A 26,434-nucleotide genomic window follows, 5' to 3' on the forward strand; every position below is an offset into this window, starting at 1 on the left:
ATGCTGAATTTTAATTATAGTTTTAACAAATTTTATAAAAATAATAAACGAAATTTTAGAACTGTAAAATCTAAAGAATTTAAATTTTACAGTAAGTTGCTATTTGCCTTAAACCAAAACTATCTGATAAAGCTACTACTATGAAAAAAATATTACTCACTTTATTGTTTGTAAATTTTTTAACTGCCAATGCACAAAATCCGGTGCAGGAGTTTAATTTCAATGGAAATTTAAACAGTGCTGATAACTCCATTTCATTTTTAGGCACACCGCTTTTTGTAAACGATAGAATGGGAAGTCCTAAAAGTGCTTTACGACTTGTAAATAAGGGGTATCAGGCTGTGGTAGGAGAGCTTCCACAAGATAATAAACCAAAAACAATATCGGTTTGGGTAAAATTTAATGCGGTCAACATTCCTAATTATATTTTAGGATATGGTAATGCCGTAAACGGGCAATACTTTGGATTAGTTCAGCAGCCAGCAGTAGGATCTAGTGCAGATGTAAGTTTGGTAGGATGGGGAGACGCAAATAATGTAATTGTTTCTGTGCCTTTAGTAAAAGAAACTTGGTATTTTTATAGTATTACTTATGATGGAAATATTTCTAAAATCTACCGAAATGGCGAATTGCTAAAATCTGCAGAAGGAATTCAGCGTGCAGCAAAAGGTTATATTTTAAATCTTGGAAAACTGAATACCTCAACGAGCATCAATGCAGATATTGATGATTTAAGATTGTATAGTGTTGCCATGACAGATGAACAAGTGAGGGAAGCGTATAATAGTTCCAAACCAACTGGTGCTCCAGTAACCGAAAGTATACCTGTCTCAAGTCCTACAACTTCAATTACATCAAAAAAAGCTGTTGCAACAGCTATGCCTGTAAAGACTGCAGCTCCCGCGGCTTCAGCTGAAACTAATAAAAGTGGTAAAACCATTGAGGTCTTCTCACAAGGAAAGCAAATAATGAGTGCCAATGCCTCTAATATAACTGATTTGCCCGAAGGAACTTATTTGATTAAGGTTATTAATTCGGCAGGGAAAAAATAGTGTGATAATTCAATATAAAAGAATCAAAATGCCAATTGTTGTTTGTAATAGAAGAAAATCAATTCAGAATATAGAAAAAGAATATCCGAATTGTCAAATAATAGATGTAACATCAAAAGCGACGGATGATTACGTAAAATTCAGTCCTTTTTATCCAATCGGAAATATTCCAATTCCTTTTACAGAGAATCGTTTTAGCGAATCTATTGAAGGAATTTGGCAAGGGCTAAAAGTGTTTAAAGATTACGGTATTGATGAGTCTAAGTTTTTGATAACAAATATGAAAAACTTAAAAAGAACGGTTAGAAATATGGAGGTGTTTTAGGTCATCAAAAAGGACTTGGCACTTCAGCAGAACTTTTAGACTATTACAATGCTAGAATCAATATATATGTTCCTTCTTATGAGTTTGTATTGAAAAATCATTTAAGTGATTTAATAATAGAATTAAAATCAATTTCTGCGACTAAAACACTAGTATTATTAGATTATGAGACGAATACTGATTTAACAAACATAAGTAAGCCGCTATCTCATGCAGGTCTTATTAAAAGTTTTATAGAGAATAATTAAAACTATATTAATATAAAAAAAGCCTTCTAAAATTTTTAGAAGGCTTTTGTGTATTATCTCTTTTTCTGCTGGCCTGGAGCGTAAGCTTTTGCACTTTTATCTCCATGCATTTTTTTGGCTTGTCCTGGTGGTATTTTTTTACCAGATGGAGCAGGGTGGTTATGAACGTGTGTATGTGTACTGCAGCTAATTACACTTAATACTAAGAATAAAAGGACTAGTGCTACGACAGCAATTCGGGTGATTTTTGATGTTTGCATTTTTTAGTTTTAATTATTTGAGGTATTGCAAATATAATCGAAATGTTACCCTTAGCTATCTTTAGGCCTAGTTTAAAATGAGTTCAAATAATTTATGATCATTTTTTATTTTTCATAAACTCCATAAATGAAAATGCTTTCAGGCGCATAACTTCCATTGGTACAGTAAATAACAATTAGCTCATCGTTTTCTGAAATTTCAAATTGTCTAGAGTTGTGAGTTTCTGTAAAAGCATAATAAAATCCATTTTCTTCTTTTATTTGAAAATTATATTTTGAAGATATTGATTCGAGTTCTTCCTTAGTATAGAATCTAAAGGTCGATAATACCTTCACATTTTCTTTAATAATATAAATTCTTTTATTGTTTAGTTCTACATACGAATTACTCCAAATAGCGTAATCATCAGAACTAAACCAATCATAGTATTGATTGGCTACTTTATACAGTTTTAAGCCGTCAAAAAAAAGGTAATTGAAAGTTTTTTCTAATTCGTTTTTTAAATTCATTGTTCTGCGATGAGGTATTTTATAATTTTTTCGAATGTAAACGAATCTTATTCATATTCAAAAGTTTTTAACCCCAAGGATTATCTTTAAACAATGGGTTAATAGGCAGAGGGTGAGGTAATTCTTTTCCAACAGGAGGCATCCATTTCATAGTATGCTCATTAAAAATGTACATATATGCTGAACCTATTACTATTTTGGCAAGAGCCTCAAAAGCATTATCTGAAACCCAGGTAAATTGGGGTATAAAGTCTATGATATAAAAATCGCCATTTTCATCCATATGGACTGTGTTATTTTCGATTAATCCGGCAACATAATACAATTGTGTACCAATTAATGTTGAATAATAATACTCCAAATCATCTTTTTCAAAATCAATTTCATCATTTATTCTGTAAGTTTCAAAATTATTGCATTCTACAACTTTTTCATTTCTAAAATGATCTATATAGATAGTCATTGTTTCTAGTCTGTTTTCAGCATGAAGCGTCAAACCGCCAAATTCACAGTAAAAATCTTGAATCTTAGGAGGAAGTATTTTATATAGAGGATTATTTTCAATTTCGTCTTTTATGTTTCTTCCTTCATACCATCCTGCATTGATAAGTGCGTCTTTAAAAAGCTCTTTTTTATCCATAAACTATTCAATAATTATTTTTTCTATCTGTAAAACTCCATGTATAAAAAAGCCATAATAACCTCTATTTTCATGAACATCAAAAATTAAAAGATAAGTGTTCTGGCAATCTTTAAAATTACAAATCTGATACCTAAATGAAAATACTGCGTTTTGATCCTCCAAATATTCTAGTTTAACTATATTGTTTTGGGCTAAATCATGATTTGTTATCAGACCAGTTTCGATTAATGAGCTTAAAAAATTAGAGTTTTTAAAAGAAACAATAGCTTCATGCTTTATTCCTCCGTTTCCGCAGTAGAAATTAAAATATACTTCAGAATCAGGAGATTCAATTGGAAACGATCTTTCGCCACCTAATTGTATTTTTTTTATAATTGAAATTTTGGTCATAATGAGTAGCCTGACTTTTAATTATCGCCTTTTTATTTTTGCAATTATTTCATCTGTCAGTAATGGAGATTCCCAAATGCCAAGAATATAAGTTACATCTTCTCCCAAACTATCTTCTCCGGCTCCTCTAGGCTGATAATCAAATTGCCAACGGTTAAATTCAATCATTAGATATTCTTTTTCATCCAATTCCATTAAAGTAATATAGCCTGGAACATCATATAGTTTATGTATTTTTAAAACGCTGTAATAATATCCTTTAGAATAGATGCTCTCTTCGATTTCAAATCCGTATGTTTTGGATAAAAACAATAATTCTTCTAATGAAAAATATTCATGAGAATCTCCAGATAAATCGCCAACTAACCTTTTTCTATAGTTTTTTTTCTCTGAATATTCTACTTCTAATATTTTTATGGAAGGTCTTATTAATTCTGTTTTTATTGAACTTATTCCTTCAATATCGTTTTCAAAATTTACAGATTGAATGCAGTAGAAGTTTTCTATTAGTTTCATTTAGGGAATTTGTCTTGAAATAAAAAAGTTGAAATAAAAAAGTCTTCTGAAAATCAAAAGACTTATATTTTTTTTTAGCTAATGACACTAATCACAATAAATAAGATTACAAGTGCTATTACAGCAAATTTCATAAATTTTGATGATTGCATAATTGAAGATTTAAGTTAGTTTATATCTGATAGTAGCAAATATAATTTTTTATTTGAATTAGAGGTAAATTTCCTAAAATAAAAAAGCTCCAGAAAAATCTAGAGCTTTTTTAATATATTTGATAGAAAGACTATTCTTCTTTCATGGTATGATAAACGTTCATAACGTCATCATCTTCTTCGATTTTCTCGATTAATTTCTCAACATCAGCAATTTGGGCTTCCGTTAATTCTTTAGTGATTTGCGGAATACGCTCAAAACCAGAAGATAAAATTTCTAAACCTCTATTTTCTAATTCTTTCTGTAAAGCACCAAAACTTCCAAAAGGAGCATAGATTAAGATTCCGTCTTCGTCTTCAAAAACCTCTTCAGCACCAAAATCGATAAGTTCTAATTCTAATTCCTCAGCGTCGATACCGTCTTTTGCAATTCTGAAGTTGCAAGTATGGTCAAACATAAACTCAACAGAACCTTGAGTTCCCATTGTTCCGTTGCATTTGTTGAAATAACTACGAATATTGGCTACAGTTCTGTTATTGTTATCAGAAGCAGTTTCAATTAAGATTGCAATTCCGTGAGGAGCGTATCCTTCAAACAAAATTTCTTTATAGTTAGCAGTATCTTTATTACTTGCATTTTTAATCGCGCGCTCCACATTGTCTTTAGGCATGTTGGCAGCTTTCGCATTTTGTATAACAGCTCTTAATCTAGAATTGGCATCTGGGTTTGGTCCACCTTCTTTAACAGCCATTACGATATCTTTACCAATTCTGGTAAACGTTTTGGCCATTGCAGACCAACGTTTCATTTTTCTTCCTTTTCTAAATTCGAACGCTCTTCCCATTTCTAATTTTTAGTTTTGTGATGCAAAAATAAGGTTTTCCTAATTTTTACAAAAACAAAATTGTTCTTTTTTGTTTCAGGTTTCAGGTTTCAAGTTATTTAGTTTGTGTTGAATTTAACCGCAAAGTGCGCAAAGGTTTACGCAAAGCACACAAAGAAATTTTTAAGTTAAGTTATAAAATAAAAAAAGTTCACAAAGCTATATAAATAAAACCTTGCGAACCTTGCGTAAACCTTAGCGCACTTTGCGGTTAAACCTGAAACCTGAAACAAAACCATTATTTACTAATTCCATTAAACTCATTAATGATATTTACGGCTTCGTTGAGGTACGGATTTGTTTTAAGATTGTCCATTTGATATTGATTAATCGTTTTATCATTTGGATAAGCGCCTAGAAGAAACTGATTAACGCTAGAATTGTACACATCAAGCGGATTATTTTCATCATTAAAAGTATTGATCTCTGTCCAAAGTGCACCTAATGTCTTTTTCTGCTTGAAAACCGAATCTAATGTCATTGGAATTTCGGCTTTAGGAGCATTCACAATCTGATCTATTTTAAGATTAATCTTTTTAATGTTATTGAAAAAATAATTGTCTGATAATCTCGCCGAGCTGTTTTTAGCAATTTTGTCTATCAAATTTCGCTTTACATACGTCTTGTATTTTAAGAACGGTTCGATGCTGTCGTTTTTTATCGCCGTAGGAAAGTCGCTTTCTTTTTGGTAAATATCTTCGTAAAATTCAGGTAGCACAACATCTGGCTTTACGCCGATATATTGATGACTTTTGCCCGTAATCCTGTAAAATTTATTGATTGTAATTTTTAAGAAATCGGTGTTTTTATCTTCTTCAAGCGGAAGAATAGTCTGCATTGTGGCTTTTCCGAGGGTATTGCTTCCTAGCAAAAGCGCACGGTTATAATCTTGCATAATAGAAGCAAAAAACTCGCTTGCTGAAGCCGTATTGCTATTTACCAAAACTACAATTGGGCCTCTATAAATAACACCTTTAAACGGATCGTTAATTACAGATTTCTCTTTTTTATTATCTATTACAATAGAAAGCGGACCGTAATCTACAAACATTCCTGCCAGTTTTATAGCTTCTTCCATAGAGCCGCCGCCATTGTCTATAAGATCAATAACAAGTCCTTGTATGCTATCTCTTTGCAGTTTAATAACCTCGCGCGCCACATCATCTGCACAGCCTTTTCTGCTATTGCCATCAAGGTCGGCATAGAAACTCGGAATTTTTATATATCCAATTTTACTGTCTTTGCCAATGATGAAACTGAAAACAGAATTTTCTTCATCTTTCATCATTTGTTTTTCAATATAAACATCAAAATTTTTGCCCGAATTGCGTTTTAAAGTAAGCGTAATATGCTTGTTGTTTTCAGATAAAATCATGGACGATATAGACTCCAAAGAAGCACAAGAAACCTGAAGTGTTTCTTTCTGATTGGAAATCGAAATAATCTGATCGCCTTTTTTTATCTGTCCTGTTTGATAAGCCGGTCCGTTTGGATCTACCTCATCGATTATAATTTCGTTTTTCTCGTTGAGGTTTACCGTCATTCCAAGTGATAAATGTTCTTTAGACAAAGAAGCAACAAAACTCGTTTTAGAATCATCGCTAAAATAAGCCGTATGAGGGTCAAAATAGGTACAGAAGAAATTGTATAGTTTTTCTTCCTGTTTCGTATTAGAGTCTATTAGCGAATTAAAACGACAGATTTCATTTGTAAGGATTTGATTTTTAGAAGCCTGTTCAATAGATTTAAAATTGGTTTTTAAAGAATCGAGATTATCGCTCGTTTCAACAATATCATCCAAGATTTGATAACGCAGTTTTTTTACCCAAACCTTTTCTAAGTCTTCTTTTTTCAAATAAAAAGCAAAAGATTTTTTGTAAAAACGGATGGTATCTTTCTTCGTATAATCAATCGGAATGGTCTGAATTTTTTCTAAAACTTTTTTAGTACGTAAAAGGCCGTTGATGTAAGTAGCTTTAATATCGGTAAGAAAACTGCAGTCGTTCTTTAAAATTAAATTGTCGAGATTGTAACGGTATTTCTGAGCCAATTCGTCATATTCGCTCTTGAAGAAGATATTGCGTGAAGGATCGAGTTCGTTAATAAGATTGTCAAAAACAAACACAGAAAGACTGTCATCAACAGGTTTTGGCCTTAAGTGTTCTGCCTGAATAAGCGCATTTATTTTGTTTAATATTTCACAAGTTTCTGCGCTGTTCTGACCAATGGATATAGTTGATGTCAGCAAAAAAAGGAGTAGTGAAATCTTTTTCATAAATGGAAATTCATGGGTTCATGATTAAAGTTACACTAATTTTTTTACAAATTGTAGGTTTTTTAGCAAAATATCGACAATGAAAAGTTTTTAATCGTTAAACGAACGCACACCAAATAAATTAACTAGAATTTGCCTATTTTGAACAAAAAAAAATGCGTTACAATCGTAACGCATTTTTAAACTATAAAGTCAAAACTTATTTCTTGTAAAACGGTAATTTAACCACTTTTGCAGGAACATCATTTTTTCTAATTCTAATAAAAATATCGCTGTCAACCGCACTATTTGCAACGGTTACATATCCTAAACCAATTCCTTTATTCATAGAAGGAGACATAGTTCCAGAAGTTACAATTCCGATTACTGCTCCAGAACCATCAACAATTTCGTAATCATGTCTTGGCACAGCACGCTCCTGCATTTCAAAAGCAACTAATTTTCTTGTAACACCAGCTTCTTTTTGTTTTTTAAGCGCTTCAGAATTGGTAAAATCTTTTGTGAATTTCGTAATCCATCCTAAACCAGCTTCAAGTGGAGAAGTTGTGTCGTTAATATCATTTCCGTAAAGACAGAATCCCATTTCAAGACGTAAAGTATCACGAGCCGCAAGACCAATTGGCTTAATTCCATAAGAAGCACCCGCTTCAAAAACCTTATTCCAGATTTGCTCTACTTCGCTGTTTTTGCAATAAATTTCAAATCCTCCAGAACCAGTATATCCTGTAGCAGAAATAATTACATGTTCGATTCCAGCAAAATCACCAACTTCAAAATGATAATAAGCAATTTCAGATAAATTTACAGAAGTCAAAGCCTGCATAGCTTCAACCGCTTTTGGACCTTGAATCGCCAATAAAGAATAGTCTTCGGAAATATTCTTCATATCAACTCCCAAATCATTGTGAGAAGAAATCCAGTTCCAGTCTTTTTCAATATTCGAAGCATTTACAACTAGTAAATACTGCTCTTCTTTCATTTTATAAATAATCAAATCATCAACAATTCCGCCTTCATTATTTGGAAGACAAGAATATTGCGCTCTTCCAATTGTCAAAGTAGATGCATCGTTTGAAGTCACTTTCTGAATCAAAGCCAAAGCATTTGGACCTGTCAACAAAAATTCACCCATATGCGAAACGTCAAAAACTCCTACGCTGTTACGAACCGTTTCGTGTTCAGCATTAACCCCTTCATAAGTAATAGGCATATTATAACCAGCAAAAGGAAGCATTTTCGCTCCTAAACCTTCATGTATGTGCGTAAGCGCAGTATTTTTCATTGTGTTGTTTTATAAAATTGTTTTGCAAATCTATTCAAAAAATATCAAATTTGAATGTCTTAAATTATAAATTTCGCAATAATTAGGAGCTATTTCCTGCTATCCGCTATATCTTTTTGTTTTTAAAGAAAAAACAAAAAGGATATCGCTACAAACGAAGTTCACTGAACTCCTATAAAAATAAAAATATGGTGAAGTAATCAGGGCTAGGGCTAACAGTTTCAAAAGAACAATCATGATTTCGATTTTTTATGTAATTTTATTATATAAAAGTATTCAAATGAAATCATCGTATTTAATTACAAAAGAAGAGATTCTGAAATTATACAAACCAATAGATTCCAAAGCACATAAAGGAATACAAGGTCATGCGGTGATTATTGCCGGAAGTTATGGCAAAATAGGAGCAGCGGTTTTAGCTTCAAAAGCCTGCCTAAAAACAGGCTGCGGACTCGTAACAACTTTTGTACCCAAATGCGGTTATCAAATACTTCAAATTTCCATTCCAGAAGTGATGGTGGCAACTGATGAAAATGTGAATTTTATAACCAATATTCATCTGCCATTAATTCCGCAAGCAGTTGGATTCGGCCCAGGAATAGGAAAGGAGCTCGGAACACAAAAAGCTTTATTTGAGTTTTTAAGAGTCAATAAAGCCCCTTTAGTTCTCGATGCCGATGCGTTGAATATTATTTCAGAAAATTTATCTTGGTTAGAATTAGTTCCAGAAGACACGATTCTGACACCTCACCCAAAAGAATTAGAACGTTTGATTGGAAAATGGAATTCAGAAGCTGAGAAATTTCAAAAAACAATCGCTTTTTCAGAAAAATATAAAGTCATTGTGGTTATGAAGGGCGCACCAACCTACATTATCAACAGAACTTCGGTATATGAAAATACAACAGGAAACGCAGCTTTAGCAACCGCAGGAAGCGGAGACACCTTAACCGGAATCCTCACCAGTCTTCTAGCACAAGGCTACGAACCCAAATACGCCTCAAAATTTGGTGTCTACCTCCACGGACTAACAGCCGATTTAGCTTTGTCCAAAACAGGTTATGAGTCTTTTACAGCTTCTACTATTATTAAATACTTAGGAAAAGCTTTTTTAGAATTAGAGAATTAGAGAATTAGAGAATTAGAGAATGTGTCAATTAGATAATTAGTTGTACGTTTTGTCATCCTGAGGAACGAAGGATCACACCAGAAACTCCGCACAGTAGCCATAAAGTAATTTGCCAATCTTTGTCGAGCTCCTAGTGTGATCCTTCGTTCCTCAGGATGACAAAAAATGAGAGTAAATCTGCCAAGATCTGCTCAAATCTTTTTGAATCTGCGTGAAAGGAAAAATCTAAAATCAAAAATCATTAAGTTTGTAACATCCAAGATTAGAGACTTAGCAACTTAGTTTCTTAGCATCTTAGAATCTTTAAAAAATGAAAAACAACTTCGATCTCAGAACGGTAAACGTCATGCGATATATAACGCCACTGCGCGAAGGCGGTTCTTTACCCGCTTTGGCAGAAGCCGATGACGATTTTAAATACGTATTAAAATTTAGAGGTGCCGGACACGGCGTAAAAGCCTTAATAGCCGAATTAGTTGGCGGACAAATAGCAAAAGCCTTAAAATTACAATTGCCAGAATTAGTATTCGCCAATCTTGACGAAGCTTTCGGAAGAACCGAAGCCGATGAAGAAATTCAGGATTTACTGCAAGGAAGCCAAGGATTAAATTTGGCACTTCATTTCTTATCTGGCGCCATTACTTTTGATCCTGCTGTGACCACTGTCGACGCTAAATTGGCTTCACAGATTGTTTGGCTAGACGCTTATATTACAAACGTAGATAGAACTTTCAAAAATACCAATATGCTAATCTGGCATAAAGAATTATGGCTGATTGATCACGGTGCATGTTTGTATTTTCATCATTCTTGGAACAATTGGGAACAGCATGCTAAAAGTCCGTTTGCGCTGATAAAAGATCACGTTTTATTGCCACAGGCTTCACTTTTAAAAGAAGTCGATGCCGAGTTTAAAGCCATTTTAACCCCAGAAGTTTTAGAAGAAATTGTCAATACAATTCCGCTTGACTGGTTGCAATGGGAAGATGCAGACGAAACTCCTGAAGGATTGCGAAATGTTTATTTGCAGTTTTTAAAAACAAGATTAGAGAATTCAGAAATATTTGTAAATCAGGCTCAAAATGCAAGATAACCACTTATACGAATATGCTGTGATTCGTGTTGTGCCAAGGGTAGAACGCGAAGAATTCCTGAATATCGGAATCATTTTGTTTTGCAAAAAAGCCAAATTTATAAAGGTTCTTTTTCATTTAAATAAAGAAAAAATACAAGCCCTTTCTTCTGATTTTGACATCGAACAATTAGAATGTAACCTGACTTCTTTAGTAAAAATCGCCAACGGAGCAAAAGACGGCGGTCCAATTGCTGAGTTTGAGATTCCAGAGCGTTTTAGATGGTTAACCGCAATTAGAAGTTCGGCCATTCAAACTTCAAGACCTCATCCAGGTTTGAGTCAGGATTTGGAGAAAACTATTCAGAGATTGTTTGAGGAGTTGGTGCTTTAAAAAAGGGACTGAGGTTCTAAGATGCTAAGGTTCTAAGGTTTTCTGTAGAGACGCACAGTGCGTTTTACATTGTGTAAAAAAATCTCGCAAAGGCGCGAAGTCGCAAAGTAATTTAACCATGTAAGTCATATAAGTTCATTTTAGGTATAGCTTAGATTATCTTATATAACTTATATGGTAAAGAGAAAAAAAACTTTGCGACTCTGCGACTTTGCGAGATTAAAAAAAACTTTGTGCCTTCGTGTCTTCGTGGCAAAAGAAAAAAAATAAAAAACCACGAATTGCAATAAATGCAATCCGTGGTTCTAACTAAAAACTAACTTACTTTTTATTCTAATTCAATTTAAAAAGAGCCACAAACATTCCCACCTAAAGTAGGTCCTGCATTTGCAGAAATATCAGCTTTAACCGCAGTTTTAGCCAATTTTACGATGGAGTAAGGCGGAGTAAAAGCAGTACCGCTTCCAGCCTGAGTTCCTGTTACATTTGTAAATACGTTATCAGTAGAAGTAACGGCAGTAAAACCAGACATTAAATCGATTGGATTTTTTACACCTTCAAAAACATTGCTTTCTACGCGAATATTAGCTTCAAAACCTGCTGCAACACATTTGTTGCTTACGGTGCTGTTAAATAAACTGTTTACAATATGCACTTTTCCAAAACGAACTCTTGGCATTCTTTCTTTACAGCCTGGAGCCCACCAGCATCTTGCAAAAGTAATTCTCAATTTACCGCGATCACCAGTTGCACCATCACTTGAACCAATTAAATTTGAATATCTATGGTCATCTGATCCTCCAGAACCACCTGCTTTTGGAGGTTTTAGGTAGTGGAATTTAGAATACGTAACCGAGATATAATCTGATTTGTTTTTGATGTCGAAGTTTCCATCAACACCATCTCTAAATTCGCAGTGATCTACCCAAACGTTTGTACATTCGTCAAGGATTGCATTATCCCATCCGTCAGTGTCATAAGCGCCTGGACCTTCAAAAATCAAGTTTCTGATGATGATGTTTTTACATCTTTTAATATTGATGATTCCAGAACCATCTTTGGTTTGATTCGTCGAAACCAATTTTGCTCCACTTACTCCATAAATTGTTTTTCCTGTTTGATCTTGAAAAGACAATCTTGTTGTAATTGTAATGGTTCCAGAGACTTTAATCACTTTTACAGAAGTGTTCTCAATAGCCGATTTCAACTGAGCGTAAGTCGTAACTGTAGTTTCGGCAGCAGAGCCACCACCTGTTGTGCCTCCGTTTTGAGAAGCCCATCCTGGAACCTCAGCGCAGTTTCCAATTTTACCCGTTGGGTTGGTTGCAGCTGTTTCAACGGTTGTTTCATTGCTTTGAATCCCTGCTTCTGTGTTTGAAGCAATTTCTTCAGAATTACATGCTGTAAATCCGAAAATCAATGCTGCAGCGAACATTGAAAGTTTTGATTTTAAGTTCATAATAAGTTTGGTTATTTAAAAAAGTTTAACAGCGCAAAACTCAGTATTATTTGTAGGAAAAAAGTTGAACAAGTTCAAACTTTTACAAAAAAATCTACGAAATGTGTTTTTTTAACACTTGTAAATTTACAAAAATGCACAAATAGCGTATTTTTACGTAATCGATTACATTGGTTAAGCCCCTAATTAATGATGAAGCGATAACAAACTTATTCCTTAAACAAAAACCACAAAAAAAATGTACAACCTACTAAGAAAAAACATTGAAAGGAAAATTCCGCTCACGGATGAAGAATGGGATATTATTGTCTCTAAAGCCGAATTGATAAAGCTGAAAAAGAATCAGTTTTTGCAAATTCAAAATTCTCAGAATAGTTATGAGGGATTCATTTTAAAAGGATCATTTAAAACCTACATTCTAAACGAAAACGGAACAGAAACGGTTATTTTCTTTTCTTTCGAGAACGAATGGATGTGTGATCTAGAAAGTTTCTACCACCAAAAGCCCACAACGTACAACATTAGAGCCATTGAAGACAGTGAAATAGTAGTCATCAATAAAATGCAAAAAGCGTATTTGTTTGCTGTAATTCCGAAACTTATTAAGTTTCATGTTCTAATGATCGAACGAGCCAATGTTGCCATTCAGCAACGGCTTTTAGACGTTCTCAACAAAACCTCAAAACAGCGTTATTTGGATTTTAAAGAGCGTTACCCGCAAAAGGTAAGTTCTATAAACAATAAGAATCTTTCGTCGTATTTGGGCGTTTCGCATGAGTTTCTTTCGAAGATAAAAAGGACAGTTTCTTGATTTTTTTTAGGTTCAAAGATGCAGAGTAACAAAGTGACAAAGGTTTTTCTGTATAGACGCACTGCGGTGCGTCTAGGTATTTGCCACAGATTAAAGAGATTAAAATGATTTTTGTTTCACGCAGATTTTGCAGATTAAGCAGATTTAATTTAATAAATGATCTATTTTAAATCTGCTTAAATCTTTTTAAATCTGCGTGAAAAATCTTTGCGCCTCTGCTCTTAATAGCTATCAGAATTGCGCGATTAAAAAACTTCGAGTCTTTGTGCCTTCGTGGCAAGTATTAAAAATTCAACACTCCAAAAAGACATTCAGTAGAAAAATGAAGCATTACATTTTCCTTTTCTTCATTTTCAATAACCAATACATCATAAGGTTGTAAATGGTGTGTCTTTTCATTAATTGTAATAACTGTTGTATCTAAAGAAAATATAATTACTACGTCAGCATTACAATTCTGGTTACTATTGGCTATTTCCAGTTTATGATGGGATATTTTTTCAGAAATCATCCAATTAAAATCAGTGCCTTTTGTATAAGAAGTTACCTCATCATCGGAGTTAAATTCCATGATTTCATACTTCTCATATGCCTTTTTTTCTTTGTTTACCTCAACATCTAAGTCGTTATCGAGCATAACCAGATATCGGTAATAGCCTTCAAATTTGGTAAACTCTGAAGGCACTTCCTCTATTGTAGCACTGCTTATCCTGAACCCAAAATCTCTATTGGCATAATTTGCCATTTTCGGAAAGATCATATATTCATATGTCAATCCGCCGCTCCAAATAGAGGGTTTAGTATTTTTTTTAGAGAAATGCTGTACGTTCATTTATTGAATATTTTAAAAATTTTATTCTCTTTTTTTGTCCTCCTGAGCGAAGTCGAAGGATTATAAGTAGCTCGACAAAGAAAAAAAACTTTGCTGAATAGCTTGGCGATCCTTCGACTTCGCTCAGGAAGACAAACCGTATAGAAGCTTTATAAAAAAAAACTTTGCGTCTCTGCTCCCGATAGCTATCGGGATTGCGAGATTAAAAAAACTTCGTGTCTTAGCGCCTTCGTGGCTAAACAAAAACTTAAATACTTTTCTCCAAATAAATAAACTCCAAAGGTTCAGCAGAAACTGTAGTATGAATTTCACTCTCAGGAAAAGCCTCACGTTTTCCAGTATCTACATAACCATGTCGTTTGTACCATGCTACAAGCTCTTCACGTACCGAAATAACCGTCATAATTATACTTGACAATCCCAAAGATTTTGCTTGATTTTCGGCTTCTGCCAACAGTTTTTTCCCGATTCCGCTGTTTTGAAGTTCTGGCGAAACGGTTAACATTCCTAAATACAATTGATGATCTTTTTCAACCAATAAAACCGAACCGATGATCTTGTCATTTTCTGTAAATTTCAGAATTGTATTTTTTGAATCAAGAAAGATTTCGGTCATTTCCTGTTCGTCGGTTCTTTTTCCTTCTAGTAAATGTGCTTCGGTTGTCCAGCCTTTTTTTGAGGTTTCGCCTCTGTAAGCGGAGTTTATTAAGGTTGTTAATGCTGGAATATCTTCGAGTGATGCTTTTGTAATCATATATTGTTGTAAAATGTGCGATGAGAAATGTAAAATTACATTAGAAAATGACTTTAGCCTAATGTTTTGTATTTTTTGAGTAAAGTTAAAATTGTCAATTCGTACAAATTACAAAAGATGTATCTTACAAAAACAACTTTGTTTTTTACCTAAATTTATTTTCGTTTAAGAATTTTAAATATCTTTGAATTATGAGTACAGCAATAAAACCAAAACATATCGGCAGAAATATAAGCCGTATCAGAGAGCTTAAAGATATGAAACAGGAAGCACTGGCACTGGCTTTAGGCATAAGCCAGCAGATGGTTTCGAATATTGAAAACAGCGAAACGGTTGACGAGCAAAGATTAATTGAGGTGGCAAAAGCTCTTGATGTTTCTGTTGAAGCAATTAAAAACTTTTCGGAAGAAGCAGTTTTTAATATTATTGGAAATACTTTTCAAGATCAAAGTGCAATTTACAATTGCAATTGTACTTTTAATCCTTTAGACAAAGTTGTTGAACTTTACGAACGTTTGGTGCAAGCTGAAAAAGATAAAGTGGAGTATTTGGAGAAATTATTGAACGGGAAATAACCGTTTTTTGAAGATATATTAAATTGAAAAGAGACCTTTGATGAACTGCCCCCAAAAAGTTAGACACTATTTGGGGGCATTTTTATGGAAAGAAAAGTCAAGTACAATTGTGAATTTAAACTTCGTTGTGTAGAAGAAGTTATGAAAAGGCATAACTCGGTTAAAGGCACAGCTAGAGCAAACAAGATAGCTGAAAGCAACCTTACATGCTGGATTAGCCGCTATAATGAATTTGGAATTGAAGGTCTTTTACCAAGGCAGAAAAATAAAGTTTATACTGTAGACTTTAAATTAAAAGTGATACAAACCATTCAAAATAAGTCATTATCTTTGGATGAAGCCTGCTTGATTTTCAAAATTCCAGCGCAGTCAACCATAATAAGCTGGCAAAGAAAATATGCAAAAGATGATTTGGCAGGCTTAGAACTTAAATCACGTGGCAGACCAGCAGTTATGAATTTTAAGAGAAAGCAACGAAAAACAGACAAACCTTTAACCAGGGAAGAGGAACTCTTAAAGGAGTTAGAGTACCTGCGCGCTGAGAACGAAATTCTAAAAAAGTTCAACGCCTTAGTTCAAGCCGAGCAAGCCAATCAAAACAAAAAGCTCAAACCATAATGGAATTAAGGCATAAGTATGATTTAGATCTTTTACTAAATTGTATGAACATGGTTAGAAGCACGTATTATTACTATGAAAAGAAAGGTCAGGTAATCGATAAATATCAAGAGATAAAAGATTTAATTAAACAGATTTACAATTATCATAAGGGCAGATTAGGATATAGACGTATTACTCTATTACTCAAAAAAGAGGGGATTTTAATTAATCACAAAACAGTGCTTCGATTGATGAAATTTTTAGGATTAAAAAGTCTAATCAGAATCAAGAAGTACAGATCGTATAAAGGAGAGCAGGGAAAGATAGCCCCTAATCTGCTACAGCGCAATTTTAAGGCTGATATACCTAACCAGAAATGGGCAACCGATGTCACTGAATTTAATGTTTCTGGCAATAAATTATACTTATCGCCGATAATCGATCTGTTTAATGGAGAGATAATCAGCTATGACTTATCGCAAAGACCAGTGTTTAATCAAGTTTTAAATATGCTTGAAAAAGCATTTAAAAAAATACCGGACAATACTAATCTGACTCTGCATTCTGACCAAGGATGGCAGTATCAAATGACACAATATCAGCATTTATTAAAGAAAAAAGGAATTATGCAAAGCATGTCCAGAAAAGGTAATTGTCTTGATAATGCAATAATTGAAAACTTCTTTGGAATATTAAAATCAGAGTTGTTTTATCTTAAAAAATACACTTCCATTAATCAATTGAAAAAAGAGATTATCGAGTATATAAATTATTATAATAATGACAGAATTAAACTTAATCTAAAAGGAATGAGCCCGATACAATATCGAGCTCATTATTATAAAACTTAATTATTAATTTGTCTAAACTTTTGGGTGCAGTCTATGATGAGGTCTCTTTTTTTATTCATGATAATAGTGTAATAGGAATTAGAATTTTATTATGGATAAGATTAAAGTTTATGTGTTTATTAATTATTCGAATATCATATATTTGTAGTAATATTTATTTTATGGCAAAAACGACTAAACATAATGAATCTTTATTTTTGAATAAAGTCAGTCTTTCTGGATATAAATCAATTTCTGAAGTTGATATAGATTTTCAAAAAGGATTAAATATTATAATTGGTAAAAATGCAGCTGGAAAGACAAATTTTTTAAAATTTTTAAGCAGTGTCTTATCTTTGGATTATAGTGAACTTAGTAATTTTTCGGCTAATTTGCTTTTTCAAAATGGCAAACCAATTTCACTTATTGCTCAGAGAAGTATTAATATCAAAGAAATTTTTAATAATGACAGCACGAGTTCAAATGTTAAAACAATTTTAAAAATTTCTGGAAAAGAAATCAAGGATAAGAAAGATGCTCAAACGCCTATTTATAAAAAACTAAAAGATAAAAATATTGCACTTGAAAGCACTTTTCTTTGTCATGGAATTCCCTCCAATTATTTAATAGTAGATAAACCATTTTCATTTAGAATAGAAAAAAAATTACTTAGTAGTGAAATTTTAAGTATAATTAGAGATTTTAGAACCCCTTATTTTTTAAAATGTGTTGCAATTGACATTATTTTTGCTACATATTATCTTGAAGATTTTGACATTGATTCTATTAAAGGACAATATGATTCTATATTCGAAAAAATTGAATCATTAAAAAATATATTAAGTTTATATTCTCCTATTCAAGACTTGAGATTTAGTGAGAATTATAATATATTTATAGAAGAGGATAAGGAAAGTTATTTATTAAATAATTTATTTTTAGAGTTTAAGATTGATGGAAGTTGGTTACCTTTTTCTAGTTTATCGGATGGTACAAAAAGATTGTTTTATATTATTTCGGAACTTTCTGAATATAAGGCATTCAATGTAAGATCATCAATTGGCTATAATTATTATCGTCAATCTGAAATTAGTCGAATAGTTTTAATAGAAGAGCCTGAATTAGGGATACATCCTCATCAATTTCATAAATTAATGGAATTTTTAAAGGAGCAATCTTTGCAAAAGCAAATAATTATTACGACTCATTCACCGCAAGCCTTAGATTCACTCAATGAAGATGAATTTAATAGAATAATTATTGCATTTTCATTAAATTCAAAAGAAGGAACTAAACTTAGACATCTTACAGAACAAGAACTAGTTAAAGCAAGAGCTTACATTAAGGAAGATTTTTTGAGTGATTATTGGCTTTACTCTGATTTAGAAAAATAGATCTGTATGAAAATAGGTTTAGTAGGAGAAGCTCCAAATGATACACAATCAATAAAAAATTTATTATCTAAAAAATATATTTCGGATAAGTTTGAATTTGTCTTTATGTTGCAGCGTACGAATGGAGCAAATTTAGATAGTCAAAAAACTAAAAGATTTTTAAGAATTGAATATGAGGTACAAAAGCCAGATATTGTAATATTTATTAGGGATTTGGATTCTATTTTACCTAATATTAAAAAGTTATATGAGAGAAAGGATTATTTTACTGGTTCAAACAGTGTAGTTGACAAAAAAGGAATTCCTTTATTACATATTTATGAGATTGAAGCTTTAATCTTAACTGATGTTGAAACATTTAATAATATTTATGATTCAAATTTAGAAGAAGTAGAGAATGTTATGTTAATTTCCGAACCGAAAGAATATTTAAAAAATGCTTCAAAAAAATATAATGAGTCTCATAATCCACAAATTTTTGATTTATTAGATTTTGAAAAAACTTTGACTTGTAAATACTTTGAGATATTTATAAAAAAACTTGATAAAGAAATAGCTTTGCATGCATAGTTGTCTGCAAAATTTTTTATAAAAAGCATCTGAAGGAAACTCAGATGCTTTTTTGTTAATTTACCCCAAAAAATCCTTCAACTCCTCATAAGTCCTAATCTTTACACTAACTTTCTCCTCATTAATAACACTCTCAATTTGAGCAGGAATAGGAAGCGTAATTCCTAAAGCAGGTTCAACAACATCTAAGAATTTAATAGGATGCGCTGTTTCTAAGAAAATACCAATTGCGTTAGGGTGTTTTTCCAGTTCTTTTTTCAAACCTAAATAACCAACAGCGCCGTGTGGTTCTGCGATATAACCGTCTGTATTGTAGATTTTCTTTAGCGCTTCAAGTGTTTCTTCATCAGTATAACTATAAGAAGAAAAGTCTTTTTCGAAAGCTTTTAAGTCATTATTGTATAATTCCTGAATTCTAATAAAGTTACTTGGGTTTCCAACATCCATTGCGTTAGAGATTGTTGCTTTAGAAGGTTTTGGATCGTATTTTCCGTTTTCTAAGAATCTTGGCACCGTGTCGTTTACGTTTGTAGACGCAACAAAATGTTCAATTGGCAAACCTAATTTCTTTGCCATAATTCCGGCGCAGATATTCCCGAAGTTTCCGCTTGGGCAAGAGAAAACTAAAGGTTTGTTTTGGCTTTTCAATGCTTTGTAAGCAAAGAAGAAATAAAACATTTGCGGTAACCAGCGCGCAATATTAATAGAGTTTGCCGAAGTCAGGTTTTTGTGCGCTAAAGTTTCATCTAAAAACGCTTTTTTTACCATATCCTGACAATCGTCAAAAACACCGTCTACTTCAAGTGCTTTAATATTTTGCCCTAAAGTCGTCAATTGTTTTTCCTGAATATCGCTCACTTTTCCTGACGGATACAAAATGACAACATCAACGCCGTCAACGCCAAGAAATCCGCTGGCAACGGCTCCGCCTGTATCTCCAGAAGTAGCTACTAAAACGGTGTTTTTAGCGTCTTTTTTGTCTTTATTAAAATAACCCAAACAACGCGACATAAAACGTGCTCCAACGTCTTTAAACGCCATTGTTGGCCCGTGAAATAATTCTAGCGAATAGATTCCATTTTCGACTTTCACAACCGGAAAATCAAAAACTAAAGTTTCGGCAATAATTTCTTTTAGTTTTTCTGCTGGTATTTCGTCGCCAACGAATTGCTTAATCGCTTCAAAAGCGATTTCTTCGTGGCTAAAACTTTCAATTTTATCAAAAAAGGAAGGATCAAGCGGTGTAATGCTTTCTGGGAAATATAATCCTTTGTCAGTTGCTAATCCTTGTATAACAGCTTCTTGAAAAGAAACTTTTGGGGCATTATGGTTTAAACTGTAGTATTTCATTTCTAAATTTTAAATTTTAGATTTTAGATTTTAGATTTTAGATTTTTTGGAGAGTAAATACCAATGCTAAAATTCCAAAATCCAATGGTTTGTGTTTTTAACCGCAAAGAGCGCAAGGAATTGGTTTCTTTTGAAAACGCAGAGTTCGCAAAGCTTTGTGGTTATTTAAATTGTTTTTTTATTTCAATAGTTATTTTTAAGCATTTTTGTCATTTCGACGTTAGGAGACCCGAGCGTTAGCGAACAGGCGAAGCAAATCTTCGCAAGTAACTCCGTAACGTTATTCCAATCTTTGTCGACTTCGCTCAGCCTGACAAACGTTGTGTTTTTATTTGTGTGCCATACTTTGCGTGGGCTTCGACGGAGTTTATCCTGAGGAACGAAGGGCTCAGCCTGACAAACTTTGTCTTAATACTTAATTCTTTGTACTTAATACTCTTCTACAAAATTCTTACACCATCAGGGTTTATCTTCGAAACGTGAATTTCATACGGTAAATTCATTTTTTCGTAAACGTCGCTCATGGCTTTTGCGATTTGGTCGGCGGTTTCTTTTCCTCTGCTTAAAGCGAAAATTGACGGGCCAGAACCTGAAATTCCAGAACCTAAAGCGCCGTTTTCGTAAGCCGTTTGTTTAATTTGATCAAAACCTGGAATTAAAACACTTCTTAAAGGCTCAACAATTTCGTCATGAAGCGAACGCCCGATTAATTCGTAATCTTTAGTGTAAAGACCTGCAACTAATCCGCCCACATTTCCCCATTGCATAATGGCGCTTTTTAGGGAAACATTTTGTTTTAAAACCGAACGAGCGTCAGATGTTTTCAACTCAATTTGCGGGTGAACCACCGTTGCGTATAATTCCTCTGGACTGTCAATTCTGATAATATCAAGCGGTGCATAACTTCTTACCAAAGTAAATCCGCCTAAAAGGGCAGGAGCAACGTTGTCGGCATGCGCGTTTCCGCTGGCCAATTTTTCGCCTTGCATGGCAAACTGAACCAAATCTTTACGAGAATATGGTCTTCCTAATAATTCATTAATTCCGAAAACCGCTCCAGCAGAACTTGCAGCACTGCTTCCGATTCCGCTTCCCGCTTTTATATGTTTGTAAATTTCGATTTCAAATCCGAAGTCCAGTTCGTCTAAGGTTTCAAGCATTGCCAAAGCCGCAACTCCAGAAACGTTTTTCTCGGTTTCTAAAGGCAAATCGGCACCGACAATTTTAGTGATTCGAACTCCTTTTTGATCGACTTTTCGAACAATCATTTCATCGCCCGCATTGTCTAAGCAAAGTCCGAGTACGTCAAATCCGCATGAGAGGTTGGCAATAGTTGCTGGGCAAAAAAGTTTAATTTCCATTTCTAAGGTTCTGAGGTTCTAAGATGCTAAGATTCTAAGGTTTCTATAGCAACTTTTTATTTTTTAGTTTCTAAGGTTTCGAGATTCTAAGAGGCTAAGATTAGTTTTGAAAAAAACTCAGAACCTTAGCATCTTAGAACCTTAGCACCTTTAAATATTCCCTATTCTAATTACATCTGCAAAAATTCCCGAAGCTGTTACTGCTGCTCCTGCACCGGCTCCTTTGATCAATAAAGGCTGATCTACGTAACGATCTGTGTAGAATAACACGATATTGTCTTTTCCTTCTAAATTGTAGAAAGGATGATCTTTTGGAATGAATTGCAGACCTACGCTTGCTTTTCCGTTTTCGAATTGCGCTACGTATTTCAATCTTGAATCTTTGGCTAAAGCTTCTTTATAAATACCTTCAAAATGAGCAGAGTGTTTGATTAACGATGCAAAAAAGTCTTCGTTGTTTGTTGTTGCTAAACACTCTGCTGGCAGGAACGATTCGTTTGCAATGGCGTCAATATCCATTTCGTAACCGCTTTCGCGAATTAAGATTAGAATTTTACGCGCTACGTCGATTCCGCTTAAGTCAATTTTTGGATCTGGTTCTGTGAAACCTTGAACTCCAGCTTCTTTTACCACATCGTGGAAAGAATTATTTTCGTCAAAATTGTTGAAAATAAAGTTCAAACTTCCAGATAAAACCGCTTGAATTTTATGCACTTTATCTCCAGATGCAATTAGATTTTTTACTGTATCAATAATTGGCAATCCCGCACCAACATTCGTTTCAAACAAGAAAGGAGCATTGTATTGGCGAGATAAGCTTTTTAATTTTTTATAATTGTCGTAAGCAGAAGAACAAGCAATTTTATTGCAAGTTACAACTGCAATACTTTCTTTTAAGAACTTTTCGTAAGCTTCAGAAACCGTTGCATTTGCTGTAATATCCACAAAAATACTGTTACGTAAATTCAGTTCTTTGGCTTTTTTGATGAATTCTTCAATACTTGCTGGTTGACCTTCGCTTAAAGCGGCATCCCAATTTTTTAAAGAAATTCCATCTTCATCAAAAATCATTTTTCTTGAGTTTGATAAAGCAATTACGCGAACGTTGATCTTTAAATTATCTTTTAAGAACTTTCTCTGATTGTGAATCTGCTCGATGAATTTTTCTCCCACATTTCCAACTCCCATTACAAATAGGTTCAGTTGTTTTGTGTTTTCTTCGAAGAAATTCTCGTGTAAAGTATTCAATGCTTTTTTAACGTCTCTTTCGTTAATTACAGTCGAAATATTTCTCTCTGAAGCACCTTGCGCAATGGCACGAATGTTTACGTTGTTTTTTCCTAAAGTAGAGAACATTCTTCCGCTTAAACCTTGGTGGTTTTTCATGTTTTCACCCACCAAAGCAATAATGCAAAGATCTTTTTCTACATAACAAGGATCGATTTTGTTCTGCGAAATTTCGATTTCAAAAGCTCTGTTAATCGCAATTTCAGCATTATCAGCATCCGAATTCAAGATTCCGATACAAATTGAATGCTCAGAAGAAGCCTGAGTAATAAAAATTACGTTGATTTTTTCTTGAGACAATACTTCAAACAAACGTCTAGAAGAACCTGCAACTCCAATCATTCCTGGACCTTCAAGTGTAAGAAGCGAAATATGATCGATATGGCTGATTCCTTTAACGACAGTATCTTTAGATTGAACATGACTAGAAATTAAAGTTCCCTCAGCTTCTGGCTCAAAAGTATTTTTGATTAAAATTGGAATATTTTTTCTTAAAACAGGCTGAATGGTTGGCGGATACAACACTTTTGCACCAAAATGCGACAATTCCATCGCTTCCTGATACGAAATGTTTGCAATTGGCTGTGCTTGTTTTACAATTTTTGGATTTGCAGTAAACATTCCGTTTACATCAGTCCAGATTTCCAGTTGTTCAGCATCGATTGCTCCCGCGATAATGGCCGCAGTATAATCAGATCCGCCGCGCCCTAAAGTCGAAGTGATTCCGTCTAAAGTTTGCGCAATAAATCCTGGAAGAATATTTATTTTTGATTTATTCGAAGCGAAATATTCCTGAATTAACTGATTCGAAACTTCAAAGTTTACCACAGCTTTTCCGAAGTTACTATCCGTTTTAATCAATTCACGGCTGTCTTTGTAAACCGCATCTTTTTCAGTTTGCTGAAATGCCTGAGCAATGATAAAGGAAGAAAGCAATTCTCCAAAACTCAAAATGGTATCGGCAGTTCTTGGAGATAATTCACCTAATAAGAAACATCCGTCTAGTAAAGTTTCTAAATGGTTAATGATTCTTTTTACATGACTTAACAAACTGCTTTGCTCGCTTACTGGAATAAGTTCTTTTAATGTATCAAGGTGTTTTTTCTCTATTTCGGCAACCACTTCTCTAAAGCTTTCGTCGTTTGCAGCTGCTTTTGCCGCTGCCAATTGCAGTAAATCTGTCACTTTGCTTAACGCAGAAACCACAACAACCAATTGGTCTTGCTTTGCTTTTTGGTTAACAATTTCGAGAACGAGTTTTATATTTTGAGCATTGGCAACCGAAGTTCCGCCAAATTTTAATACTTTCATTTTGTTTGATATTTTTTAATAAGGTGCAAAGATTTTGAGTAACAAATGTTCAAAGGTTATCAACTGCGAACTGAAACTGAAAACTGCAACTATTTTTTTTCTTTGTAAATGTTTTTTATGTATCCAATAACTCTCTTCTTTCAAGAAAAAAGTATAGGTAACCTAGGATGATATGTAAAAATGTATACCCCTAAGGGGTAGTAGTTGTTGTAGTAGAAATAATGGTAGCAGCAATTGCAACTCTCGTTTGAGCTGTAATAATTGTAGATTGATATTTTATGCTGTTACTTTTCATTTTTGATTTTTCAAAAGTACAGCTTTTTATAAGAGTTAAAAACTTAAAAGGCTTTTTTACGAATATTTTAATAATTCAAATCTCTATAAATCAATATTGAGTATTTGTTAAAATTGCAGATGTTAAATTGATGTTTTAATATATTTAAGACAGCGTTTTTTTAAGATTTAACCCGCGCAAGAGATTGATGTTTAGCCCCAAAAGAACTTAAAAACGGGATATCGCTGGATATTTTGATTTGAAAAGCAATTAAATGTATGTTAAGAGTTCTTATAGAAATTTTAATTATTGTGATAAAATGTTGCTTTTTAATATTGATTTGTTGAATTTTGGCGTTTAAAATTTAAAATCATCATGAGAGAGATCCATTATATAAGTTCAGAAACCATCACTTTAGAAACACTACAAGAAATTTTAAGCCAAAATAAAATACTTGAATTATCTGAAGAAGCTAAAGTAAATGTTCAGAAATGCCGTGATTATTTAGATAAAAAAATGGCATCGCATACGGCGCCAATTTACGGAATCAATACAGGTTTTGGATCTTTATATAGTGTAAAAATCTCAAATGAAAACTTATCTAAACTTCAGGAGAATTTAGTAAAATCGCACGCCTGTGGAACAGGAGACGAAGTTCCTACGGAAATCGTGAAAATGATGCTTTTGCTAAAAATTCAATCTTTAAGCTACGGACATTCTGGAATTCAGCTAATCACATTGCAACGTCTGGTTGACTTTTACAATAATGATATTCTGCCTATTATTTATACGCAAGGTTCGCTTGGGGCTTCAGGAGATTTAGCTCCTCTGGCGCATTTGTCTTTGCCTTTAATTGGAGAAGGAATTGTATTGTTTGAAGGAAAAAAAGTGGCTTCTGCTGAGGTTTTAAAGCATTTCAACTGGGAACCAATTGTACTTCAATCAAAAGAAGGTTTGGCTTTACTGAACGGAACGCAGTTTATGAGTGCTTACGGAGCTCATATTTTAATTAAAGCGTATAAATATTCGTATTTGGCAGATTTAATTGGAACCATTTCTTTGGAAGGTTTTGATGGAAGAATCGAGCCATTCAACGAATTGATACATTATATACGTCCGCACAAAGGACAAATCGTAACGGCACAAAGAATTACAGAATTTTTGGACGGAAGCGAAATCATTACTCAAGAGAAGAAACACGTTCAAGATCCGTATTCTTTCCGTTGTATGCCACAGGTTCACGGAGCTTCAAAAGATGCGATCGATTATGTTCGCAAAGTATTCAAAACAGAAATCAACTCTGTTACCGATAATCCTAACATATTTATAGAAGCCGATCAGATTATTTCTGGCGGAAATTTCCACGGACAGCCTTTAGCTTTAGCTTTAGATTTTATGGCAATTGCTTTGGCCGAATTAGGAAGTATTTCAGAAAGAAGAACTTATCAGTTAATTTCAGGATTGCGTAATCTTCCAGCATTTTTGGTTGATAATCCAGGATTAAATTCAGGTTTCATGATTCCGCAATATACGGCTGCTAGTATTGCCAGTCAGAACAAACAATTGGCAACTCCAGCGAGTATCGACAGCATTGTTTCAAGCAACGGTCAGGAAGATCATGTGAGCATGGGAGCAAATGGAGCAACAAAAGCCTTACGTATTTTAGATAATTTAGAGCGCATTTTGGCAATTGAATTATTAAATGCTTCACAGGCTATTGCTTATAGAGAGCCTCTAAAATCAAGTGATTTTATCGAAATGTTCTTAAATAGTTATAGAGAAGTTGTGCCTTTGGTAAAAGAAGACAGGATCTTACATAATGACATAGAAAACACAGTGTTATTCCTTGAGAGTTTTCAAATTGAAAACGATTTGTTAACAATGGCTTAACACT

The 26,434-nt window shown here is 33.5% G+C and carries 24 protein-coding genes and 1 pseudogene; 11 read left to right on the forward strand and 14 right to left on the reverse strand.

Features of this window, described 5'->3' with window-relative positions; all coding sequences use genetic code 11:
* Positions 1-140 precede the first annotated feature (140 nt).
* Both QLQ95_RS16750 and QLQ95_RS16755 read left to right on the forward strand, forming a co-directional pair.
* Complete coding sequence (locus QLQ95_RS16750; protein ID WP_482500704.1) at positions 141-1,052, forward strand: LamG domain-containing protein; 912 nt, start codon at positions 141-143, stop codon at positions 1,050-1,052.
* Between the two features lie 28 nt (positions 1,053-1,080).
* Positions 1,081-1,625: pseudogene (locus tag QLQ95_RS16755) on the forward strand (DUF6939 family protein).
* A gap of 53 nt (positions 1,626-1,678) precedes the next feature.
* Here QLQ95_RS16755 and QLQ95_RS16760 read toward each other — a convergent pair.
* From QLQ95_RS16760 to gcvT, 8 genes are all read right to left on the reverse strand, one after another.
* Positions 1,679-1,885, reverse strand: a complete 207-nt coding sequence (locus tag QLQ95_RS16760) for a hypothetical protein (protein ID WP_482500706.1) — start codon at positions 1,883-1,885, stop codon at positions 1,679-1,681.
* A gap of 105 nt (positions 1,886-1,990) precedes the next feature.
* Positions 1,991-2,395, reverse strand: coding sequence for a hypothetical protein (locus QLQ95_RS16765; RefSeq protein ID WP_482500708.1), 405 nt, complete (start codon positions 2,393-2,395; stop codon positions 1,991-1,993).
* A 67-nt stretch (positions 2,396-2,462) separates the two neighbouring features.
* On the reverse strand, positions 2,463-3,035 hold the full coding sequence (locus QLQ95_RS16770) for an SUKH-3 domain-containing protein (RefSeq protein ID WP_482500709.1): 573 nt from the start codon (positions 3,033-3,035) through the stop codon (positions 2,463-2,465).
* 3 nt (positions 3,036-3,038) lie between these two features.
* On the reverse strand, positions 3,039-3,428 hold the full coding sequence (locus tag QLQ95_RS16775) for a hypothetical protein (protein WP_482500711.1): 390 nt from the start codon (positions 3,426-3,428) through the stop codon (positions 3,039-3,041).
* Between the two features lie 21 nt (positions 3,429-3,449).
* On the reverse strand, positions 3,450-3,944 hold the full coding sequence (locus QLQ95_RS16780) for a hypothetical protein (protein WP_320492435.1): 495 nt from the start codon (positions 3,942-3,944) through the stop codon (positions 3,450-3,452).
* 283 nt (positions 3,945-4,227) lie between these two features.
* On the reverse strand, positions 4,228-4,941 hold the full coding sequence (locus QLQ95_RS16785) for a YebC/PmpR family DNA-binding transcriptional regulator (protein ID WP_012024626.1): 714 nt from the start codon (positions 4,939-4,941) through the stop codon (positions 4,228-4,230).
* A gap of 277 nt (positions 4,942-5,218) precedes the next feature.
* The gene (locus QLQ95_RS16790; protein WP_250835565.1) at positions 5,219-7,255 is read right to left on the reverse strand and encodes a S41 family peptidase; all 2,037 of its coding nucleotides are present in this window, start codon (positions 7,253-7,255) and stop codon (positions 5,219-5,221) included.
* 199 nt (positions 7,256-7,454) lie between these two features.
* On the reverse strand, positions 7,455-8,537 hold the full coding sequence (gene gcvT / locus QLQ95_RS16795) for a glycine cleavage system aminomethyltransferase GcvT (protein ID WP_428237239.1): 1,083 nt from the start codon (positions 8,535-8,537) through the stop codon (positions 7,455-7,457).
* 280 nt (positions 8,538-8,817) lie between these two features.
* Between gcvT and QLQ95_RS16800 the strand changes: the two genes are divergently transcribed.
* From QLQ95_RS16800 to QLQ95_RS16810, 3 genes are all read left to right on the forward strand, one after another.
* A complete protein-coding gene (locus tag QLQ95_RS16800) occupies positions 8,818-9,666 on the forward strand; it encodes an NAD(P)H-hydrate dehydratase (RefSeq protein ID WP_482504063.1) in 849 nt (282 codons plus the stop codon).
* A gap of 310 nt (positions 9,667-9,976) precedes the next feature.
* The gene (locus QLQ95_RS16805; RefSeq protein WP_095930882.1) at positions 9,977-10,759 is read left to right on the forward strand and encodes a HipA family kinase; all 783 of its coding nucleotides are present in this window, start codon (positions 9,977-9,979) and stop codon (positions 10,757-10,759) included.
* Entirely contained in the window at positions 10,749-11,132 is a 384-nt protein-coding gene (locus QLQ95_RS16810) for a DUF3037 domain-containing protein (RefSeq protein ID WP_248726265.1), read from the forward strand. The genes QLQ95_RS16805 and QLQ95_RS16810 overlap by 11 nt, the downstream gene beginning before the upstream one ends.
* A gap of 343 nt (positions 11,133-11,475) precedes the next feature.
* On the opposite strand, the gene QLQ95_RS16815 is transcribed toward QLQ95_RS16810, so the two are convergent.
* On the reverse strand, positions 11,476-12,591 hold the full coding sequence (locus QLQ95_RS16815) for a pectate lyase family protein (RefSeq protein ID WP_482500712.1): 1,116 nt from the start codon (positions 12,589-12,591) through the stop codon (positions 11,476-11,478).
* A 238-nt stretch (positions 12,592-12,829) separates the two neighbouring features.
* On the opposite strand from QLQ95_RS16815, the gene QLQ95_RS16820 reads away from it, so the two are divergent.
* Positions 12,830-13,402, forward strand: coding sequence for a Crp/Fnr family transcriptional regulator (locus QLQ95_RS16820; protein ID WP_482500714.1), 573 nt, complete (start codon positions 12,830-12,832; stop codon positions 13,400-13,402).
* 283 nt (positions 13,403-13,685) lie between these two features.
* Here QLQ95_RS16820 and QLQ95_RS16825 read toward each other — a convergent pair whose 3' ends face one another.
* A complete protein-coding gene (locus QLQ95_RS16825; protein WP_482500716.1) occupies positions 13,686-14,234 on the reverse strand; it encodes a HutD family protein in 549 nt (182 codons plus the stop codon).
* Between the two features lie 247 nt (positions 14,235-14,481).
* Positions 14,482-14,988 (reverse strand): GNAT family N-acetyltransferase, encoded by a 507-nt coding sequence (locus tag QLQ95_RS16830; protein WP_482500717.1) that lies wholly within the window; start codon positions 14,986-14,988, stop codon positions 14,482-14,484.
* A gap of 191 nt (positions 14,989-15,179) precedes the next feature.
* Here QLQ95_RS16830 and QLQ95_RS16835 point away from each other — a divergent pair, with 191 nt between their 5' ends.
* From QLQ95_RS16835 to QLQ95_RS16850, 4 genes are all read left to right on the forward strand, one after another.
* Positions 15,180-15,563 (forward strand): helix-turn-helix domain-containing protein, encoded by a 384-nt coding sequence (locus QLQ95_RS16835; protein ID WP_482500719.1) that lies wholly within the window; start codon positions 15,180-15,182, stop codon positions 15,561-15,563.
* Positions 15,564-15,647: 84 nt separating this feature from the next.
* A protein-coding gene (locus QLQ95_RS16840) for an IS3 family transposase (RefSeq protein ID WP_414655674.1) occupies positions 15,648-17,014 on the forward strand; the annotation gives its coding sequence in 2 pieces (ribosomal slippage) (positions 15,648-16,116 and positions 16,116-17,014; 1,368 coding nt in all).
* A 161-nt stretch (positions 17,015-17,175) separates the two neighbouring features.
* On the forward strand, positions 17,176-18,387 hold the full coding sequence (locus QLQ95_RS16845) for an AAA family ATPase (protein WP_482500721.1): 1,212 nt from the start codon (positions 17,176-17,178) through the stop codon (positions 18,385-18,387).
* 6 nt (positions 18,388-18,393) lie between these two features.
* Complete coding sequence (locus QLQ95_RS16850; RefSeq protein ID WP_482500723.1) at positions 18,394-18,957, forward strand: hypothetical protein; 564 nt, start codon at positions 18,394-18,396, stop codon at positions 18,955-18,957.
* 60 nt (positions 18,958-19,017) lie between these two features.
* Here the strand turns inward: QLQ95_RS16850 and thrC are convergent, their stop codons facing one another.
* From thrC to thrA, 3 genes are all read right to left on the reverse strand, one after another.
* Positions 19,018-20,307: a threonine synthase gene (gene thrC / locus QLQ95_RS16855; protein ID WP_482500725.1), complete on the reverse strand. Its 1,290-nt coding sequence runs from the start codon at positions 20,305-20,307 to the stop codon at positions 19,018-19,020.
* Between the two features lie 440 nt (positions 20,308-20,747).
* Positions 20,748-21,668, reverse strand: coding sequence for a homoserine kinase (locus QLQ95_RS16860; RefSeq protein ID WP_482500727.1), 921 nt, complete (start codon positions 21,666-21,668; stop codon positions 20,748-20,750).
* Between the two features lie 150 nt (positions 21,669-21,818).
* Positions 21,819-24,266 (reverse strand): bifunctional aspartate kinase/homoserine dehydrogenase I, encoded by a 2,448-nt coding sequence (gene thrA / locus QLQ95_RS16865; RefSeq protein WP_482500728.1) that lies wholly within the window; start codon positions 24,264-24,266, stop codon positions 21,819-21,821.
* A gap of 649 nt (positions 24,267-24,915) precedes the next feature.
* Here thrA and hutH point away from each other — a divergent pair.
* The gene (gene hutH / locus QLQ95_RS16870) at positions 24,916-26,430 is read left to right on the forward strand and encodes a histidine ammonia-lyase (protein ID WP_428237255.1); all 1,515 of its coding nucleotides are present in this window, start codon (positions 24,916-24,918) and stop codon (positions 26,428-26,430) included.
* Positions 26,431-26,434: the final 4 nt, after the last annotated feature.

It is taken from the genome of Flavobacterium sp. B330r, assembly GCF_056824325.1.

Coding starts and splice junctions, on each gene's coding strand:
- QLQ95_RS16750 (WP_482500704.1), top strand. CDS start 141: ATGAAAAAAATATTACTCACTTTATTGTTTGTAAATTTTTTAACTGCC.
- QLQ95_RS16760 (WP_482500706.1), bottom strand. CDS start 1,885: ATGCAAACATCAAAAATCACCCGAATTGCTGTCGTAGCACTAGTCCTT.
- QLQ95_RS16765 (WP_482500708.1), bottom strand. CDS start 2,395: ATGAATTTAAAAAACGAATTAGAAAAAACTTTCAATTACCTTTTTTTT.
- QLQ95_RS16770 (WP_482500709.1), bottom strand. CDS start 3,035: ATGGATAAAAAAGAGCTTTTTAAAGACGCACTTATCAATGCAGGATGG.
- QLQ95_RS16775 (WP_482500711.1), bottom strand. CDS start 3,428: ATGACCAAAATTTCAATTATAAAAAAAATACAATTAGGTGGCGAAAGA.
- QLQ95_RS16780 (WP_320492435.1), bottom strand. CDS start 3,944: ATGAAACTAATAGAAAACTTCTACTGCATTCAATCTGTAAATTTTGAA.
- QLQ95_RS16785 (WP_012024626.1), bottom strand. CDS start 4,941: ATGGGAAGAGCGTTCGAATTTAGAAAAGGAAGAAAAATGAAACGTTGG.
- QLQ95_RS16790 (WP_250835565.1), bottom strand. CDS start 7,255: ATGAAAAAGATTTCACTACTCCTTTTTTTGCTGACATCAACTATATCC.
- gcvT (WP_428237239.1), bottom strand. CDS start 8,537: ATGAAAAATACTGCGCTTACGCACATACATGAAGGTTTAGGAGCGAAA.
- QLQ95_RS16800 (WP_482504063.1), top strand. CDS start 8,818: ATGAAATCATCGTATTTAATTACAAAAGAAGAGATTCTGAAATTATAC.
- QLQ95_RS16805 (WP_095930882.1), top strand. CDS start 9,977: ATGAAAAACAACTTCGATCTCAGAACGGTAAACGTCATGCGATATATA.
- QLQ95_RS16810 (WP_248726265.1), top strand. CDS start 10,749: ATGCAAGATAACCACTTATACGAATATGCTGTGATTCGTGTTGTGCCA.
- QLQ95_RS16815 (WP_482500712.1), bottom strand. CDS start 12,591: ATGAACTTAAAATCAAAACTTTCAATGTTCGCTGCAGCATTGATTTTC.
- QLQ95_RS16820 (WP_482500714.1), top strand. CDS start 12,830: ATGTACAACCTACTAAGAAAAAACATTGAAAGGAAAATTCCGCTCACG.
- QLQ95_RS16825 (WP_482500716.1), bottom strand. CDS start 14,234: ATGAACGTACAGCATTTCTCTAAAAAAAATACTAAACCCTCTATTTGG.
- QLQ95_RS16830 (WP_482500717.1), bottom strand. CDS start 14,988: ATGATTACAAAAGCATCACTCGAAGATATTCCAGCATTAACAACCTTA.
- QLQ95_RS16835 (WP_482500719.1), top strand. CDS start 15,180: ATGAGTACAGCAATAAAACCAAAACATATCGGCAGAAATATAAGCCGT.
- QLQ95_RS16845 (WP_482500721.1), top strand. CDS start 17,176: ATGGCAAAAACGACTAAACATAATGAATCTTTATTTTTGAATAAAGTC.
- QLQ95_RS16850 (WP_482500723.1), top strand. CDS start 18,394: ATGAAAATAGGTTTAGTAGGAGAAGCTCCAAATGATACACAATCAATA.
- thrC (WP_482500725.1), bottom strand. CDS start 20,307: ATGAAATACTACAGTTTAAACCATAATGCCCCAAAAGTTTCTTTTCAA.
- QLQ95_RS16860 (WP_482500727.1), bottom strand. CDS start 21,668: ATGGAAATTAAACTTTTTTGCCCAGCAACTATTGCCAACCTCTCATGC.
- thrA (WP_482500728.1), bottom strand. CDS start 24,266: ATGAAAGTATTAAAATTTGGCGGAACTTCGGTTGCCAATGCTCAAAAT.
- hutH (WP_428237255.1), top strand. CDS start 24,916: ATGAGAGAGATCCATTATATAAGTTCAGAAACCATCACTTTAGAAACA.